Origin of the sequence: Dyadobacter sp. CY323 (assembly GCF_021390245.1) — a bacterium.
Classification (GTDB): domain Bacteria; phylum Bacteroidota; class Bacteroidia; order Cytophagales; family Spirosomataceae; genus Dyadobacter.
The window spans coordinates 132,562-148,945 of sequence record NZ_JAJUXH010000005.1 but is presented as its reverse complement, the minus strand read 5'-3'; the positions used below and the strand labels follow the sequence as shown (position 1 = coordinate 148,945).

The 16,384-nt window shown below is 49.1% G+C and carries 11 protein-coding genes; 2 read left to right on the top strand and 9 right to left on the bottom strand.

All coding sequences use genetic code 11. From position 1 onward, the window contains the following. Positions 1 to 73: 73 nt before the first annotated feature. The 7 genes from LZG72_RS11475 to LZG72_RS11445 all read right to left on the bottom strand — a co-directional run bounded on the left by LZG72_RS11475 (position 74) and on the right by LZG72_RS11445 (position 10,545). Positions 74 to 661 (bottom strand): RNA polymerase sigma factor, encoded by a 588-nt coding sequence (locus tag LZG72_RS11475; protein WP_233871797.1) that lies wholly within the window; start codon positions 659 to 661, stop codon positions 74 to 76. Positions 662 to 788: 127 nt separating this feature from the next. After that, positions 789 to 2,243 carry a sulfatase-like hydrolase/transferase gene (locus tag LZG72_RS11470; protein WP_233871794.1) on the bottom strand — a complete coding sequence of 485 codons (1,455 nt, stop codon included), beginning with the start codon at positions 2,241 to 2,243 and terminating at the stop codon, positions 789 to 791. Between the two features lie 11 nt (positions 2,244 to 2,254). Then, positions 2,255 to 3,952, bottom strand: coding sequence for a RagB/SusD family nutrient uptake outer membrane protein (locus LZG72_RS11465; RefSeq protein WP_233871791.1), 1,698 nt, complete (start codon positions 3,950 to 3,952; stop codon positions 2,255 to 2,257). Between the two features lie 10 nt (positions 3,953 to 3,962). After that, positions 3,963 to 7,490 carry a TonB-dependent receptor gene (locus LZG72_RS11460; protein ID WP_233871788.1) on the bottom strand — a complete coding sequence of 1,176 codons (3,528 nt, stop codon included), beginning with the start codon at positions 7,488 to 7,490 and terminating at the stop codon, positions 3,963 to 3,965. Positions 7,491 to 7,680: 190 nt separating this feature from the next. After that, positions 7,681 to 8,799 (bottom strand): FecR family protein, encoded by a 1,119-nt coding sequence (locus LZG72_RS11455; RefSeq protein WP_233871784.1) that lies wholly within the window; start codon positions 8,797 to 8,799, stop codon positions 7,681 to 7,683. Positions 8,800 to 8,886: 87 nt separating this feature from the next. Beyond that, the gene (locus LZG72_RS11450) at positions 8,887 to 9,447 is read right to left on the bottom strand and encodes an RNA polymerase sigma factor (protein ID WP_233871781.1); all 561 of its coding nucleotides are present in this window, start codon (positions 9,445 to 9,447) and stop codon (positions 8,887 to 8,889) included. 105 nt (positions 9,448 to 9,552) lie between these two features. Then, the gene (locus tag LZG72_RS11445; RefSeq protein WP_233871778.1) at positions 9,553 to 10,545 is read right to left on the bottom strand and encodes a 2-hydroxyacid dehydrogenase; all 993 of its coding nucleotides are present in this window, start codon (positions 10,543 to 10,545) and stop codon (positions 9,553 to 9,555) included. A 301-nt stretch (positions 10,546 to 10,846) separates the two neighbouring features. Here LZG72_RS11445 and LZG72_RS11440 point away from each other — a divergent pair, with 301 nt between their 5' ends. Beyond that, positions 10,847 to 11,578, top strand: coding sequence for a D-lyxose/D-mannose family sugar isomerase (locus LZG72_RS11440; RefSeq protein ID WP_233871776.1), 732 nt, complete (start codon positions 10,847 to 10,849; stop codon positions 11,576 to 11,578). A 9-nt stretch (positions 11,579 to 11,587) separates the two neighbouring features. After that, positions 11,588 to 12,916 (top strand): bile acid:sodium symporter family protein, encoded by a 1,329-nt coding sequence (locus tag LZG72_RS11435; RefSeq protein WP_233871773.1) that lies wholly within the window; start codon positions 11,588 to 11,590, stop codon positions 12,914 to 12,916. Between the two features lie 60 nt (positions 12,917 to 12,976). On the opposite strand, the gene LZG72_RS11430 is transcribed toward LZG72_RS11435, so the two are convergent. Then, a complete protein-coding gene (locus LZG72_RS11430; RefSeq protein ID WP_233871770.1) occupies positions 12,977 to 14,857 on the bottom strand; it encodes an exo-alpha-sialidase in 1,881 nt (626 codons plus the stop codon). 72 nt (positions 14,858 to 14,929) lie between these two features. Continuing rightward, positions 14,930 to 16,378 carry a RagB/SusD family nutrient uptake outer membrane protein gene (locus LZG72_RS11425; RefSeq protein ID WP_233871767.1) on the bottom strand — a complete coding sequence of 483 codons (1,449 nt, stop codon included), beginning with the start codon at positions 16,376 to 16,378 and terminating at the stop codon, positions 14,930 to 14,932. Positions 16,379 to 16,384: the final 6 nt, after the last annotated feature.

Sequence of the window (16,384 nt, the reverse complement as noted above, 5' to 3'; positions counted from 1 at the left end):
AAACAGCGCTTTTGCGATTTCTGCCTAAAGGACAATTGTGCCTTCCGAAAAGGGGCTATTTGTTTGGAAAAATTTAAAAATAAATTTGAATCGCAGTCAGAATGCTGATAATGAGTCTTTTGCGAATGTAAGTAGAGATAAATTCCGTCGCGATCTGCAGGTACTTTTTGACGGTCTCTTTTGAAAGTCCCATCTGCAGCGCAACTTCCGCATACGTCAGCCGCTCATGCCGACTGAGCAGATACACCTGCCGCTGTTGGGGCGGCAACCTGTCTATCGCTTCATCGATCAGCAGATAACGGTAATCGTCTTCGGCGGTTTCAGTAATCTGCAAGTAATCCAGCGCGGTGTCGAGATCGGTGGTCTTCGTTTGCTCCCGTGCCGTTTTTTTGAGACAATTGAGTGCAGCATTTTTTGAAACCACATACAGATACACCGGAAAATTCTCAATGTCCGCCAGCATCTCCCGGTTGAGCCAGATCTTTAAAAACACATCGTGAACCACTTCTTCGGCCAGTTCGGCCGATTTGGTGATCCCGTAAATGTGTACACCCAACCGTTGGTGATAATGGTTGTAAAGTACTGTAAATGCCCTTTCATCTCCTTGAGAAACGGCCTGTAACAGCGCGGTTTCCTGGTGCAAAGAAGATGGGTAAGGCATTTTTGATTATTAAATTGGTGTCATTATTTACGGGGAAAGTTCTAGAATGTTTACAAAGAAATCAAACGGATTAACACTAATTTCTAAATCAGGGCTGTAGCTTCAATGCGTTTGTCAGGAGGTCTATTCAAATCCCTCCCAACAAACCCGACAGGTCCAGCCCATCATGCAGCATTTTTTGCTGGTTTACCAACTTCAATTTCAAGGATTTCAAAACCGGTTTACTGGAAGCCTCGCCGGCGATATCGTGCATTTCATCCGGGTCTTTTTTTAGATCAAAAAGCAGGATTTTAGAGGCTTTGGGATAGACGATCATTTTGTGTCCGTCGGCCCGGACCATCCTTTGCAGATCCATATAGCAACCGTATATCTCCGGATAAGCCCCTGGCTTTTTTTTGTCTCTGATCAATGGCATGAAGCTGTTAAAAAACACATGCGCAGGCTTTTTGACACCCGCGAGTTCGTAGCTCGTCGCCATTACATCCTGCAAGTAAACATCCTGGTCGCGTTTCTCGCCTTTGGGGATACCCGGCCCGCTCACCACCAATGGCGGGCGAATGCTGTGATCGAACATACTTTGCTTACCGATCAGGCCGTGATGCCCTAGGGAGAGGCCGTGGTCGGCGGTGAAAAAAATATATGTATTTTCAAGCTTTCCACTTTTTTTCAATGCTTCCAGAATGCGGCCCACCTGCTCGTCCATATAAGAAATGCTGGCGTAGTATTCCTGGATGTTCTTTTTTACAGCATAAGGTGTTCTCGGAAATGGCGCCAGCTGTTCATCGCGGAGGTCGGGGCCGCAGCCCATTTCCACTTTGTAAGGATAGTCGTCCAGGTAACTGACGGGAAGCTTGATGTCATCCACCGGGTATTTATCAACCCAGCGTTTCGGCGCCTGTCGCGGATCGTGCGGCGCATTGAACGCCAGGTACATAAAGAATGGCATTTCTTTTTTGGAAGCCTCGTCGAGGTAACCGAGCGCGTCGTCGGCCACCACTTCGCTCCAGTGCTTGCCACCTTTCCAAAAACCTTCATATTCCTCTTTCCAGGGTTGCCAGGTGGTATCTGTGCGGGATAGCGGACGATTATAGCCTTGTGGCGTCTGGTTGGGCATCCCCGGACGAATGTGACTGGCGTGGTCAAAAAGCTTGGCTGCATCGGTGGCGACGTGCCATTTTCCGGTCATGTACGTTTCATACCCGGCCAGTTTGAGCTGCTGCGGCCAGAAACCCTTGCTGTTTACCAGCGATGCATACTCTTTTTCCTGCTCTTTCACATTCCAGACCGACATGCCGGTCAGCAGCATTGCCCGGCTTGCCACGCACACAGCCCCGTGCCACGCACCCATGTTATAGGCGTGGGTGAAGGTGGTACCGGCGCGCACCAGGCCATCCAGATTGGGTGTGATGACCTGGTCGTTGCCCAATGCACGGACCGTATTGAATCTTTGATCGTCCGTGAAAATGAGGATGATATTGGGTTTGCTTTTCGCAGGCGGGGGCGATTTGTAGGCGGCAGTCCCGCTGATGACCAGCGAGATACCTGCGAAACAAATGAGCTGAAAAACGGGTTTGAGCTTCATAAATAAAAAGTTTATTGCCAGCCGGGGTTTTGGGTGAGATTATTGTTCAGACCAATTTCGTCCAGCGGCAATGGCAGGTAATAGTTTTTGGCTTCGTCGAATGTGCGGCCACTGGGCAGCGATTTCTGATAAGGAAGTATAAAACCTTTATCATTCACAAAAATACTGCTGCCAATTACTGCTTTGGGGTATTGCTTTTGGACGAATTTCATACCCAAAACAGGTTTATTAAGCAGTTTACCGGCTTTCCAGCGGAGCAAGTCTTCGAAGCGGAGTGCTTCGATGGCGAGCTCCACCCGCCTTTCTCTTCGGACCTCGTCCAGCAGTACAGGCAATTCAGGGAATTCTGATTTTGAGTCCTTCACCAGCGCGGAAATAACCATATCCGGCATTCCAGCTCGTTTGCGCAGCACATTGATAGTCTTGTTGATGACATCTTGTGTGGCGGTACCCAGCTCTGCATTTGCCTCGGCATTGATCAGTAGCGCCTCGCCGTAACGGTAAATGGGCGCGTCAAGGATACCGTTCTGGATACGGACGAATTCGGTTTGGTCGGCTACCCAGTATTTCGTGATCTGATAGCCGGTAGGCACCAGGCCGATGCCGCTAAACCCCGATCCCGGAATGGCCGGAAGACCAAAACCCGCCTGGATACCTGTTCCTGGCTGCACGATGGTCTGCGTCAGGCGCGGGTCGCGGTTTTTCATTTCGGCCTGGATGCTGTCGTCGCCGAGATACATCGGACTTTGTGAAATCGGCTTGCCGTCGAGACAGAGATAGGATTCCACCAATGCTTTGGAAGCGCTGGTGTTGAAGTTGTTGAGCTGAACGTTCCAGGAAGTGGCGGTGCCAAGCAAACCGGTTTCATAGGCTTTGTACAAAATCATTTCCTTATTGCTGCTCAGGTCCAGCGAATTGAACAATGCCGCGTAATCTGAGGTGGGTTTGCCGGTATTGTGTATCTGATAAATTCCCCCGGTGATCAGCTGGCTTGACGCCGCCGCAGCTTCCTGCAAAAATTTCTCGCCTCCGCTCAATCCATGGTATTTTCGGAAGGTACCTTCAAACAAACACATTCTGGCTTTGAAGAGTAATGCCACATCCTTGTTAATGCGGCCGGGCTCGGCTGCGGCTTTTGCAGGCAGATTGGCTATCGCTGTATTGATGGTTGCCAGCAGCGAATCCATGACGAGGGTCCTGCTGTCACGCGGCGCATACAGTTCGGGAGAATTGGTAGAAAGATCTTTAGAAAGCCAGGGCACATCGCCGAAGCTTTTTACTTTTTCATAATAGTCGCGGACTTTGAAAAAGCGTATCTCACCGGCATACTTGTCTTTCACTTCCTGGCTGATCGGCGTCTGGTTATATCTGGCCAGAAAATAATTGCAGGTACGGATCAATTTCCAGTCCCAGCCTCCGCCCGAAGTAGGGACAATGTTCCTTCCGGCAGCAACGAGGTTGAAATCCAGAGGAACCATGTTGTCACTCTGATTATCCCCCGAAACAAGCGCACTCTGATCGGTACCTGTTGAATGCCCGATGAAACTGCCGTACAGGTTGTTGGCATATTGTTTCAATTCATTTTCATTATGCCAGAAATTACTTTCATTCAAAGAGTCGGTCGGGACTTTGTCTAAAAAATCGTCTGAACAGGCCCAGGTCAGGAGGGACAGTACGAGGATGGTTATGGTTGTTTTAATCTTATGCATGGCGGTTAAATTAAAGGGTAAGCTGAACACCAAATGACACAACTCTCTGCAGCGGATAGAACATCCCGGTCTCGCCGGAGTCTTTCGATGAGTCCTTCGTGTCGGTCACGCCGGTTACTTCCGGATCGAAATTTCCTTTCAGCCCTGTGTGTTCCCATACATTCTGGCCTGTCACATAGAACCGAACCTGTGTGAGCTTAACTTTTTCCAACACCTTGGCCGGGATTGTATAACCCAGAGAGATATTTTTGAGCCTGATGTAGGCCGAACTCTGCAGATAGCGGGTTTGAGGCAGGATATTGAAAGTAGAGCCAGCCTTGTAGATCGGGTAGTAGGCACTTGGGTTTTCGGCTGTCCAGGCATCGTTATACACTTCATTCGTACCTACTGCCGCGCCGTTGTTGATCGCTCCCCAGAAGTAACTGCCTCTCGGTACAAAATCGCGTTTCGCGATTCCCTGTAACAGCACATTGAAGTCGAAATTATTCCAGCTTACATTACCTGTTACACCGAACTGGTATTTGGGCGTCATATTGCCGATCACTTTCTGGTCGCCGGGATTATCGACCGTGTTGGCGCCCCGGGTGATCTTGTTATCCCCGTCGAGATCGCGGTACTGCACATCTCCGGCACCCCATTTACCGGAGTTGCCCAGCTGATCCTGATTGGCCGCGCCCGAGGCCTCGGCGCTGCTGTTAAAAATACCAGCCGTTTCAAAACCCCAGATCTCGCCGATGTTCTGACCGTTGTAATAATTGGTGATCAGCTTATTGGGGTTATTGTCAAATTTGGTAATAACTGCCTTGTAGTTGGAAAGTACCACACCTACATCGTATCGCAGCTTCTCACCCGCCTGATCGGCCCATTTGATGCTGAACTCAAAACCGGTCGTACTCAGTTCGGCTGCATTGCGTTGCGGAACATCTGTCCCGAGCACGGCGGGCAACCTGTCGCCTTGTACCAGCATTCCCGAAGTCGTTCTTTTGTACCAGTCGAAACCGAGGTTCAGTTTCCCGAAAACATTGGCATCTGCACCGAAATCGAGGGTGGATACTTTCTCCCACGTCAGGTCAGGACTTACCAGTCCCGGCGCAGAAATTCCCAGAGGCAATGCACCCCCCAACAGATAAGATACCTGTGGCACGATCCCGAAAAGGGAGATGTACGGGAAATTGGTAGCCGTAAGCTGGTTTCCCAGGGTCCCGTAAGAAGCCCGGAGTTTCAGTTCCGGCAGGATGCGCGAGATCGGCTGCATGAATTTTTCCTGAGAGATCCGCCATCCGGCAGACACCGATGGGAAATATCCGAAACGCCGCCCCGATGGAAACCGCGAAGTACCGTCGTAGCGGCTGTTAAATTCGATCAGGTATTTTCCCATATAATCGTAATTGATCCGCGCGAAAACGCCCCGGATGGCCCACGCCGTCTGCTCGTCCGAAGTGCTGACGGTCCCGGTGGTGAGGTTCAGAACCGGGACTTCGCCGCTGATCAGATCCTGTCTTTTTACAGTCGTGCTGGTCAGATCGTACCATTCCTGATTGTAGCCTACCAATGCGGAAACGGCATGCTTTTGGGCAAACACTTTGCTGTAATCCGCATAAAGGTTGGCAGCAAAATAATCGGAGGTACCAAAATTCCGCTGCACAAAAGACGGCGAAGTACCTGATATCTGCGGGATCCAGGTATCGCGAATGTACGGGAATGCTACCTGGTTTTCTTTCAAAGTCTGGCGTGTGGACGTGTACGACAAGTTGCCACTCACTTTCAGCCCGTCGATGATCTTCGCTTGTGCGTCTATGCTGTAAATCCCGGTGGCCAGGCCGCTGATCTTGCGTGAGCCACTTTCCAAAAAGTTAACAAAACTCTCTGTCGCGATGCCTTCTCCCACCGGCGATCCTGCCGGGGTTTTGTCCGGAAAAAGGATCTGGGGTTCTCCTCGCGTCATTTGCTCCCACCAGTCACTTCCTTTGTTAGGGTATTTATGAGGCTCGTCGTAATTGGTGGAAATGTAGTTGACTTTCGCGCCGACTTTAAACCAATCCGTCAGATCCGTACTCACATTGGTAGTGAAGTTATATCTTTTGAAAACGTCGGTATTTGATTTAAACAAACCTTCCTGTTTGAGATAGCCTCCGGAAATGTAATAGGAAGTCTTGCTGTTGCCTCCATTCACATTCACGGTGTGGTTCTGCCCGGGCGCCCATGGCTGCAGCATGTTTTTGAGCACATTCGGGTTTGCATTCCAGAAGATCTTTCCATTTGGAAGGACATGGTAGCTAGGGTTGTTTACCGGATCGGCTATGTAATCGTTTACCCATTTTACTTGGTCATTGGTATATTTCTGGGTGCCATTGAGGTTCATTTGCGCCACATTCTGCGATTCCATATAATCGGCCGTATTCAGCATATCAGGCAGGTATGTGGGCTTATTAAATTGTATGCTTCCCGAGTAGCTGATCTGCGGCTTTCTGTCTTTGGTACCTTTTTTGGTAGTAACCAATATCACACCGAAAGCACCCCTGGCCCCGTAAATGGCAGCCGAAGCGGCGTCTTTCAGAACGGTAATGCTTTCAATATCTGCCGGGTTCAGCAGGTTCATGTCCATTTGAATACCATCTACCAAAACCAATGCACTCGCGCCGCTCAGGGATGTATTTCCTCTGATGTTAAAAGTCGGGTTCGCATTCGGGTTTCCGTCCGGGTTAACCACATTCAGGTTGGGGATCAAACCTTGCAATGCCTGGCCTGCTTTGGTAACCGGCCGGCTGGTCAATGCGGCACCGCTTACCTGGGAAATGGCCCCGGTAACGGTTTCCTTGGTTTTTGTACCATAACCCACCACAATCACTTCCTCTAACTGGCTTTGATCGGAGTCCAGCCTGATATTCATTTCCGTCTGGCCTGTAACCGCCGTTTCAAAGGTTTTGAAACCCACAAAAGAAAAGATCAGTATGTCGCCTTGCGCCGGCACCGTGATCTCAAATTTTCCTGAAACATCGGTGGTGGTTCCTTTGGTCGTTCCTTTGAGAATAATGTTTACGCCCGGCAAACCTTCCCCGCGTTCGTCACTCACTTTCCCCCGGACGGTGATGTCAGCCGGGGTTTGGTCACCCGCGTTGGTCTGTGTCGTATTAGGGTCGGCATTAGGCTGGCCGCTCCGGCCATTCTTCGGTGTTTTTTCCTCCCGGCTGATGATGATGAGGTCGTCGGATACCTTGTACTTCAATTCCAGCGGGACCAGTATTTCGTCCAGTACCTTGCTCAATGGCTGATTGTTCGCGGAGATACTCACCTTCCGGTGCGACCGGATCAGCTTGGGACTGAATACAAATTTCGCCTTGACTTTCCCTTCGATCTCGCCCAGGATATCCTCAATTTGCTTATTGCGGATATTCAGACTGATTTTTTGGTTCAAAAAGGTCTGAGCCTTTCCCTCAATGGCATACACATTGCCTATGACGCTGGCGATGAGGATGATCTGGAACAGGGACAGCCTCATTAACCGTGACCATCGCCGCATGCGGTAAAATCTTTGCATTACTCAAGTGTTTTATTGGTGTAAAAATTGCAATACGAACTCTTCCGGCCTTTTAGGACGGTTATGCGTAAACGTTAAAAAGTTTCAGCCGAAAGGGTGGTTCAGAAGGCTAGCATCTTCCCGTCAGGAAGATGAGTAAGTGAGCGGGTTGTTCATTTTTATCAAGGGTTTAGGATAGTCTTATTTTTTCTTAATTCACACAATTTTTGCCGTATATGATCACCTGGCCGTCCAGTACTTCGTATTTCGCTTCAATCGCCTCGCAAATGATCGACAGCTTTTCCAGTAGATCCTGGTTCGACAATGTCGCGGTGAATGTACATTCCGCCAGCATTTCAGCATCAAAGATGATATCGACCTGATAGGCATTTTCGATGTCCGTGAGCACGTCTTTTACAGGTGTATTCCGATAAACAAAACTCGACGTTTTCACGGATGGCACCATTTGCGGCACATCTACCAGCGATTTGGTCAGGATGCCGGCCTCGGGTTCGAACAATATTTTCTGGTTTGGGGTGAGGACAATTCCTTTGGAAGTATTGGTTGGTCCTGAGCCTATCAGTACGAAATCTTCTTTTTTGAAAACGGATACTTTCCCTTCTTTCACCTCCACGGAGGTTTCTTTGGCATCTTTGAATGCTTTTATAATAAAACTGGTACCCAGTACGCGGGTTACCAAATTATTTGCATACACCAGAAACGGTCGGTCTACATCTTTTGAAATTTTAAAATATCCCTCGCCGGACAGGTGGACCTCCCGCTTTTTGTTGTCAAAATGCGCCGGGATCCTGAGACTGGATTTCGGTTTCAGTACCACCATGCTCCCGTCTTCAAGGTGAAAAGTCTGGTCTGCTTCACTGTCATTCCGTTTTTCGATCAGATCAGATTTCCCGGTCTGAGATGGTATGGCTGATTCTTCTTTGCTGCCTGGAAAATAAATATACATCAGCCCGGAGAGCAGCAGTACCGCAGCGGCTGCACTGAGCCACCAAATCAACGGTCTGCTTTTGTGCGCTGGTTGACGTTCCTTGACGATTTCTGCGGATTTCGCCGCTTTGTCTGCTCTGATCCTGCTGATGAGGCCAGTGATTTCGGTTTCAATTTCCGATTCGCTGATATCGGCATGGTATTGCGAGTAAACGCCTGTCAGCAGCATTCCGGCGGTTTCAATATCGGCCGACTGCCCTGGATTTTTCAGGATGTAATCATGCCAGATTTGCGACTGTTCCGGTTCCTGGTAACGGACCCATTTCTGGAACGCTGCGTCCAACACAAAATCTTCGACATGATATTCCTTGTACCTGTTCATATGCGTGGCTTTCAAACATACATAGGCAGGCCGCAAAAGATTATAACCAAAATCTGCGATCTTTTTTGTAAATAATTTTTCCGGCGACTAAATACGGTCTTTCAGTTCGCGGATGGAGCGGTAGATAAGATTGGCAACTGCTTGTTTTGAAATAGACATGACCTGGGCAATCGAGTCATTATCCAGGTCTTCATAAAATTTGAGATAAATCACTTCCTGCTGGCGTTTCGGAAGCGACTGGAGAAGCTGATTGATAAGCTGCGTTTTTTCTTCGCTCGACTCGATCTCGATGATATGCTGCTCAATGGACGCATCTCCTATGTTTTCAGTGATATATTCCAGGTCTGTTTCTTCCGAGATCCAGTTTTTCCGGTTGCTTTCCCGGTATATTTTTCTGCGAAGTGATTTTAGCAAATAAAATTTTACAAAATCAGTGTCGCCAAGCGTTTCCCGGCGCGTCCACATTTCAAAAAACAGATCCTGAATGCAATCTTTAACAAACTCCCGGTCGCCCGAAAAGCGGGTGCCGTACGAAAAAAGGCCTTTGTAATACTTTCTTGCAATTTCTCCAAAGGCATTCTCGTCACCGCCCCGGAAGGCATTCCACAAAACCTGGTCATCTAAGGAAAGGTTATCCGGCTTCGACATTCATTGGTAAATACGGGTACTAAATTATGAAAAGCTTCGGTGGCGCTTTCATAAGATCCATAACCCGGATTGCTACTTGCCAAAAAACCGGCAGATGGGCTCTTTTCACGCTTTTCCGAGGTTTTCCGGCTCCTGGCCTTTGTGGAGCCGGTCAATGCTGTTGAGGGTAACCTGTGCAATCTCAGAAAGTGCTTCTTCCGTGAAAAAAGCCTGGTGTGCGGTAACAAGCACATTGGGGAAGCTCATGAGACGCTGGATCATATCGTCTTCGATGATGCTGCCGGAAAGGTCTTTGAAAAATAATTTTTCTTCCTGCTCGTAAACGTCGATTCCTAAATAGGCTACATGTCCGGTTTTCAATGCACGGATGACGTCGGCTGTGTTGACCAGACCACCGCGGCTGGTATTGATCAGGGTCACGCCCTTTTTCATGCCGGCCAGCGTTTTTTCGTTGATCAGATAGTGGGTATCCTCATTGAGCGGACAGTGCAGCGAGATTATGTCACTGGTTGCCAACACCTCGTCCAATGCAGCATACCTGACGCCGGACCGTTCAAGTTCTAGATTTGGATACAAGTCATAGGCCACAACTTCGCAGCCGAATCCTTTCATAATGCGACAGAATGCACTTCCGATTTTGCCGGTGCCGATCACGCCCACTGTTTTACGAAACAGGTTAAAACCCAGCAACCCATTTAAAGAAAAATTCTGCTCCCGTACGCGGTTGTAGGCTTTATGCGTCTTACGGTTCAGGGTCAGCAGCATGGCGACGGTATGTTCGGCTACTGCCTGCGGAGAATACTCCGGCACCCGGCAAACTTTCAGACCATGCGATTTCGCCGCTTCGAGATCCACATTGTTAAAGCCGGCGCACCGGAGCGCAATGATTTTGACGCCTTTACTTGCCAGAACGGAAATTACTTCTGCATTGACCTTATCATTGACAAACACACAAACTGCTTCCTCATCCTCAACTGCATTGACAATGTGCGGCCCCAAATGCGTTTCCAGATATTCGATCTCAAAACCATAATCCTTATTATACTGGTCGAAAAATAGCTTGTCATAGGGTTTTGCAGAAAAGAACAGGATTTTCATGGGTTCAGTGATTTGTGGCGAGGCATTGGCAATCATGCCTGCAAAGTAGTCAACTGTAAGGCAAAAAACCGCTCGACCAGATAAAAAGCGGTATGGGCGAGCCTTCAAAGCATTTTTCATCTTTCCAGAAATCGTAGCGGTAACTTCATCGGTAGCGGAATTCGCATGGACTCTGGTATGCGGGAAATTTAGCATTAGCTCCAGTCAAGATAATACTAGATTAAGAAACCGAATAGATGAAATTTTGTTTAGCGCATTTCAGCAGGTGAAATGCCTGACTTTTCTTTGTAAATCTACATTAATGAAACTTTCGCGAGCCGTTATCAATCAAAGTGTTTCCATCGCCCTGGACGTGGCCGACCATTTCAAATTTCACCTTCCAGACTTCGCTTACTGGACAATAGAAGACTGGGACAAAGCAGGTGAAGAATACCACGAGGTACGGAACTGTATGCTGGGATGGGATGTCACTGATTTCGGCAGTAACGACTTCAGAAAAGTTGGCCGGGTATTGTTCACATTGCGTAACGGAAGGTTTGGTACAAAACAATATCCCAAAGAATATGCGGAGAAGTTGCTCATTGACCCGCAGAATCAGCGAGCTCCCGCGCATTTTCATAAAAAGAAGCGGGAAGATATCATCTGCCGTGCCGGGGGTAATATCCTCGTCCAGCTGACCAAAGCTGATATCGATGGAAATCCTTCGGCCGAAACGTTTACCGTTCAGGTAGATGGGTGTACCAAAAGACTTTCGCCAGGAGATATCGTGCGTCTGAAACCCGGGATGAGCCTCAATATCGTCCCGCACACGATCCACCAGTTTTGGGGAGAAGAAGGTACGGGATATGCCATGCATGATGACAAGTATACGCTAAGCAGCGAAATATCCAGCGTTTGCGACGACCGGAACGATAACTTTTTTCTGGTGGATTATGGTGTGCGGTTCCCGGAGATCGACGAGGACGAAGCGCGCAAGTATTACCTCTGTCACGAGTATCCGGAGGCAGTTGCTACACAACCTACAAATTCCTAAACCCTTGCTATGAATTTTTTAAGCCAATATGCACGAGTGACGCTCTTTCTTTCGATTACGGCTTTTGCGGCGTCCGGCATTTCGTACTATCTCGATAACACATCCCTCACGGGCTTGCTGCTGGTTGGTGCGCTGGTTATGCTGGCGTTTTCATTTGCCGGCTTTTCCGGTACCAGAGGTTTTGCCTACACGGTATGGATTCTGGTAGCTGTGTCGGCGGCGATGTTTTATCCCCACGCATTTCAAACCATCGGGGATTTTCAGTTGAAGCAGGTGATCGTTCCATTTGTACAATTGACGATGTTCGGGATGGGTGCCCACATGAGTTTCAACGATTTCAAGGGTGTAATCATGATGCCCAAAGGTGTGGTGATAGGCGTATTTTGTCATTTTATCGTGATGCCCCTGGTGGCTTTCGGCTTATCGCATCTTTTCCCATTCCCTCCTGAAATCGCCGGTGGGGTTATTCTCATCGGGTGTGTTTCCAGTGCGATGGCATCCAACGTGATGTCGTACCTGGCGGGGGCCAATCTCGCACTTGCCATTACCATTGGCTCGGTGTCTACCATTCTATCGCCTTTTGTAACGCCATTTTTAATGCAATGGCTGGGTGGCCAGTATGTTGAAATTGACGTCGCCCATATGATGATCGATATCACCAAGATGATCATCATACCGGTTGTAGCGGGGTTTATTTTCAATATGTTCTATTACGGAAACACGACCAGAAAGATGATAGGCATTCAGCTCTTGTGCTTTGCGCTGGTCATGATCGTTACCAATGTTGTGCTGGCTTATATCACGAATGCAGATCTTATTACATTCCTGATCTCCACGTTTTATTCCTTTCTCTGGTTTTACTTCCTGCCTATGATCGCGGCTATTTTGTTAAAACGTTCGCAGAATATCACCCGTCAGATGATTGAGAGCAGCTTGTCGTTCGCGGCCATGCTGGGAATTGTGATTAATACGGTAGTCATCACCGCTTCCGGGCGCGACAACTTGCTGGCGGTTGGGGGATTGCTGATTGTTACCTGTCTGATCCACAATCTCGCTGGCCTGAGCCTTGGCTATTTTCTTGCAATGCTTTTTGGCCTGCCGGAAAAGGACCGTCGCACCATCGCTTTTGAGGTGGGTATGCAAAACGGCGGTGTAGCTACCGGGCTGGCGCTGCAAATGGGAAAGGTGTCGACGGTGGGACTGGCTTCTACCATCTTCGGCCCATTGCAGAATGTGACGGGATCGGCGCTGGCGAACTGGTTCAGGAAGAAGGATCAGCGACTGGCGGAGTTAACGGAAACGGATAATAAAGAGACCTTAATCGGAAACCTTCCTTAATGCAACCCATTCACCGGTAGCCGGGGCATTTGCAGCCAGCCACCGGTGCAATGGATTGTTTTATTTACCTGCATGGTAATTGCCAATCGCCTCCGAGGTTTTCAATGCGCGGTTATAAACTCTCACCGTTTTTATCACACCCCGGATCCTGGAACCTATTTCAACATCTTTTGCTCCGGAAACCGACTGCAGATAGGGATTGAACCGGCTCCAGCCGAACTGACGTGTGTCTCCGCCGTCATTCAGCTTTCCGTCCACCACAAATGCGATCACTCTCGGGCCGCCATCTACGATAATAGTCACACGATGCGACTGCTTTTCTTTCAACATCGCCTCGTCGCACGACCATACCGATTGCGTCCGTCCATCATTCAGAACGATTTCAATGGTCTTTTTATCTGCGGTTCTTACGAGCCAGCCTTTTTCGCCCGCGTGCCTGGCATCCAGCAGGATTTGCCCGGCCGAGAGGTCATTGAGCGAAAACTCCAGATCGATCGTGAATCCCTTTTCTGTGTTTTTTGACCTGAAATCACCGGCTGTATTATTGCGTACGGAAAAATCAGCTAATGAAGGCGCAGGGACTTTTTGTGGGAACTTTCCGGTTTTATCAGACCATGTTGTTACTAATCCGTCTTCTGTCAGTTTTTTATTCCCAAACTGTCCCCATAACACGTCCAGAAACTGCTTGTCGATGGGATGCACCCTGGCAATGTCCTTTTGCGTTTCGGTGATGTAGTAATTTCCTTTGTCTTCCACGAGGTCGGGGTAGCTCATGCGGATCATCGGATCGTCGTCATAAAGCAGGATTTCAGGCTGGGTCCACTGGATGATCTTTCCTTTGTCGGAATCTTTTTCAATACCTCCCAGCACCCACACCGGGTTACGGTCATTGTAGGCCATAGATCTGCGCTGCGGGTGCTCCGAAATGAACTTCCCGCCATGATTATGAAACCAATACAGGTATTTGCCGTTTTCGCAGCGCCAGACGAAATTGGCAGCGCGCGGATGCTTCACGAGACGTCCGTCCGCATAGCGCAGGTACTGCGGTGCATCCCAGGTACGCCCGCCATTCCGGCTGTAGGTATAAACCGGGTAGCCATCGATGGTTCGGTAAACACAGTATAAAGAGCCATCGCTCAAAACAGTAAAGCTCTGTTCTTCGGCTATCGGCCCGCCACCTGCTGGGGTGCGCAGACCGATATCTCCATCCGGCAACGTGGCCCATGTCGCTTTTGCAGGATCCTTCACGGTAAATAGGTTGTCACTTCTCAGCAATGCGCCTTCCGACGAGGTGAAAAAACCTTCCCCAAACCCGCCGACCTTGTGAATGGGTACATAGGCGGCATTCTTGTGGGCAAATGCTTTTCCTACATTCCAGAAAAACCGGATTTTCCCCTGATAAGGATTATTGCGGTCAATCTCAAATTCACGAACCGGAATGGTATATCTCCCCGCTGACCAGGTTTTACCATGATCGTCCGAGTACTTAAAGACGAAATATCCCTGGCTATCCACCCGCTTTACCTGCCCGTCTTTGTAGGGTGGGTTATCGCCTTTCACATACCGCAGATTGTCGGTGTTGTGGTCATAAAATACGAAAACACGTCCGGAAGGCGCTTTCAGTAGAACAGCATAAGATGCCTCGGGGCCGTCGATGGGCTCCACATCCTGCTTATCGATCCACGTTTTACCCTGATCAAAACTCCGCCAGGTTATAATGTGCTGGCCGGTAGCTCCCTCGTGGCCTGCACCTGTTGTCATGACGCATAACCAGGCACCGTCATTGGTTTTCACAATGTAGGGCTGGTCACTATAACTTTCATCGGGAATAACCGGCCCGGTGGCAATGTTGCGCGGGTCACTTTGAGCCCAGGTCTGCGTGACTGCGAGATCTTGCATTAAAAGCAGCATTAGTGCCGCGGTGATATGTTTTGTTTTCATAGATCTTGTGAGTGGGGGAAGAGATTTTTGACTGGGATTGTCAACCGTCAAAACCAGCAGTCACCGGCATTCTCAATATGTCGGATTCTGGGGTAGTAACTTCGCATTCCTGTCTACTTCGGCTTGCGGCACGGGGAGTAAAAACCGGTTCTGGATGAAGCTCGTCTCTGTCCTGAAAGTGCTTACTTTGTTTGTCCTCATCAAGTCATACCATCTTTTTCCTTCAAAGGCCAGTTCTTTTTTCCTTTCGTCCAGAACGAGAGCCAGGGCTGCGTCTTTTGTGGCTGCGGCTTTGGCAGCCAGCCCGGCTCGTGCGCGGATCTGCGTTACGATGGCCACTGCATCGGGGAGATTGCCAGTCTGTACCAGCGCCTCAGCCTTCATCAGCATTACGTCGGGAAGTCTGTAAATAATGTAGTTATCATCGCTGTAACGCTGAACGCCGACGTTCGTCACGGTGCCGAGGTATTTGTTTCCGTAGGTCATTCCTTTCACATTGGCATCGTAATACTGTTCATCCTCTGCCCGTAACACGGTGAAAGTGGTCGGTGCACGCAGGTCACCCGCTTCAAACGCATTTACAAGGCTATGTGAAGGAAGCATCAGAGTTTCCCCTCCATACGGCCTGAATTTGTTGTAGGCGCGGGGAAGAAAGAAGTTACTCAATGCGTGGGTTGCCAAATTGTTAAAATTAAATGCAAGCTCAAAGATAGACTCGCTGCTGTTACCGTCCCGGAAAATGCTTGCGTAGGCAGCTCCGCTCACGAGCTTATAGTTGGTGTTGGCAATAACGAGATTTGCTTTTTCAATGGCTTTGGCAAAATCATCCGTCTTCGCAAAGGTGGAATAGCCTCGCGTCAGTAACACATCACAAAAAAGCGCCTGGGCCGCGCCTTTGGTTGCCCGCACGCGCTGATCTGTCCTGGTTACTGGCAAAAGGGTTTCCGCCTGCTCCAGATCCTTTATGATCTGATCATAAATGAGATTTACCGGCGTCCGCTCCACATACATATCTTCTCCCTGCGAGGCAAACGGCAAGGTGATCAGCGGCACAGCGCCCCAGTTCTTCGCCATGGTGAAGTAGGAGTGGGCCCTCAAGAAATATGCTTCACCCAGTACCCTGTTTTTGTCCACCTGGTCGGCGAAATTGATTTTTTCAGTAAAGAAAAGCACTTCGTTGGCCCGGGAAACCACATTGAAGAACGAAACCCAGCTCGCAATGCCGTCGACCGGCGAAAGGATGTTGTTGTTAAGGTCGGCACTTTGTGGGTTCACCATTTCGTAGCCCCACTTAGTAGGCATCTCCAGGTTATCGGAACGGATTTCGCCGAGTTGAAATGCGGTATACGCCGTATTCATGTGAAGGTTATACACCGCAATCAATCCCGCTTCCGCATCCTTGGGAGTGTTCCAGAAGTTGGCCTGTGTAATGTCGCTCAGCGGCTTCTGGTCTAAAATCCTTTCACAGGATGTCGCGAGCAGGAATAAAACTAATATCGGAGTTAATTTAAATGCTTTCATGATCAG

Excerpts from the sequence above, each read along its gene's own strand:
- LZG72_RS11440 (WP_233871776.1), top strand. The coding sequence starts at position 10,847 with ATGAAACTTTCGCGAGCCGTTATCAATCAAAGTGTTTCCATCGCCCTG.
- LZG72_RS11465 (WP_233871791.1), bottom strand. The coding sequence starts at position 3,952 with ATGCATAAGATTAAAACAACCATAACCATCCTCGTACTGTCCCTCCTG.
- LZG72_RS11425 (WP_233871767.1), bottom strand. The coding sequence starts at position 16,378 with ATGAAAGCATTTAAATTAACTCCGATATTAGTTTTATTCCTGCTCGCG.
- LZG72_RS11475 (WP_233871797.1), bottom strand. The coding sequence starts at position 661 with ATGCCTTACCCATCTTCTTTGCACCAGGAAACCGCGCTGTTACAGGCC.
- LZG72_RS11450 (WP_233871781.1), bottom strand. The coding sequence starts at position 9,447 with ATGTCGAAGCCGGATAACCTTTCCTTAGATGACCAGGTTTTGTGGAAT.
- LZG72_RS11460 (WP_233871788.1), bottom strand. The coding sequence starts at position 7,490 with ATGCAAAGATTTTACCGCATGCGGCGATGGTCACGGTTAATGAGGCTG.
- LZG72_RS11435 (WP_233871773.1), top strand. The coding sequence starts at position 11,588 with ATGAATTTTTTAAGCCAATATGCACGAGTGACGCTCTTTCTTTCGATT.
- LZG72_RS11470 (WP_233871794.1), bottom strand. The coding sequence starts at position 2,243 with ATGAAGCTCAAACCCGTTTTTCAGCTCATTTGTTTCGCAGGTATCTCG.
- LZG72_RS11455 (WP_233871784.1), bottom strand. The coding sequence starts at position 8,799 with ATGAACAGGTACAAGGAATATCATGTCGAAGATTTTGTGTTGGACGCA.
- LZG72_RS11430 (WP_233871770.1), bottom strand. The coding sequence starts at position 14,857 with ATGAAAACAAAACATATCACCGCGGCACTAATGCTGCTTTTAATGCAA.
- LZG72_RS11445 (WP_233871778.1), bottom strand. The coding sequence starts at position 10,545 with ATGAAAATCCTGTTCTTTTCTGCAAAACCCTATGACAAGCTATTTTTC.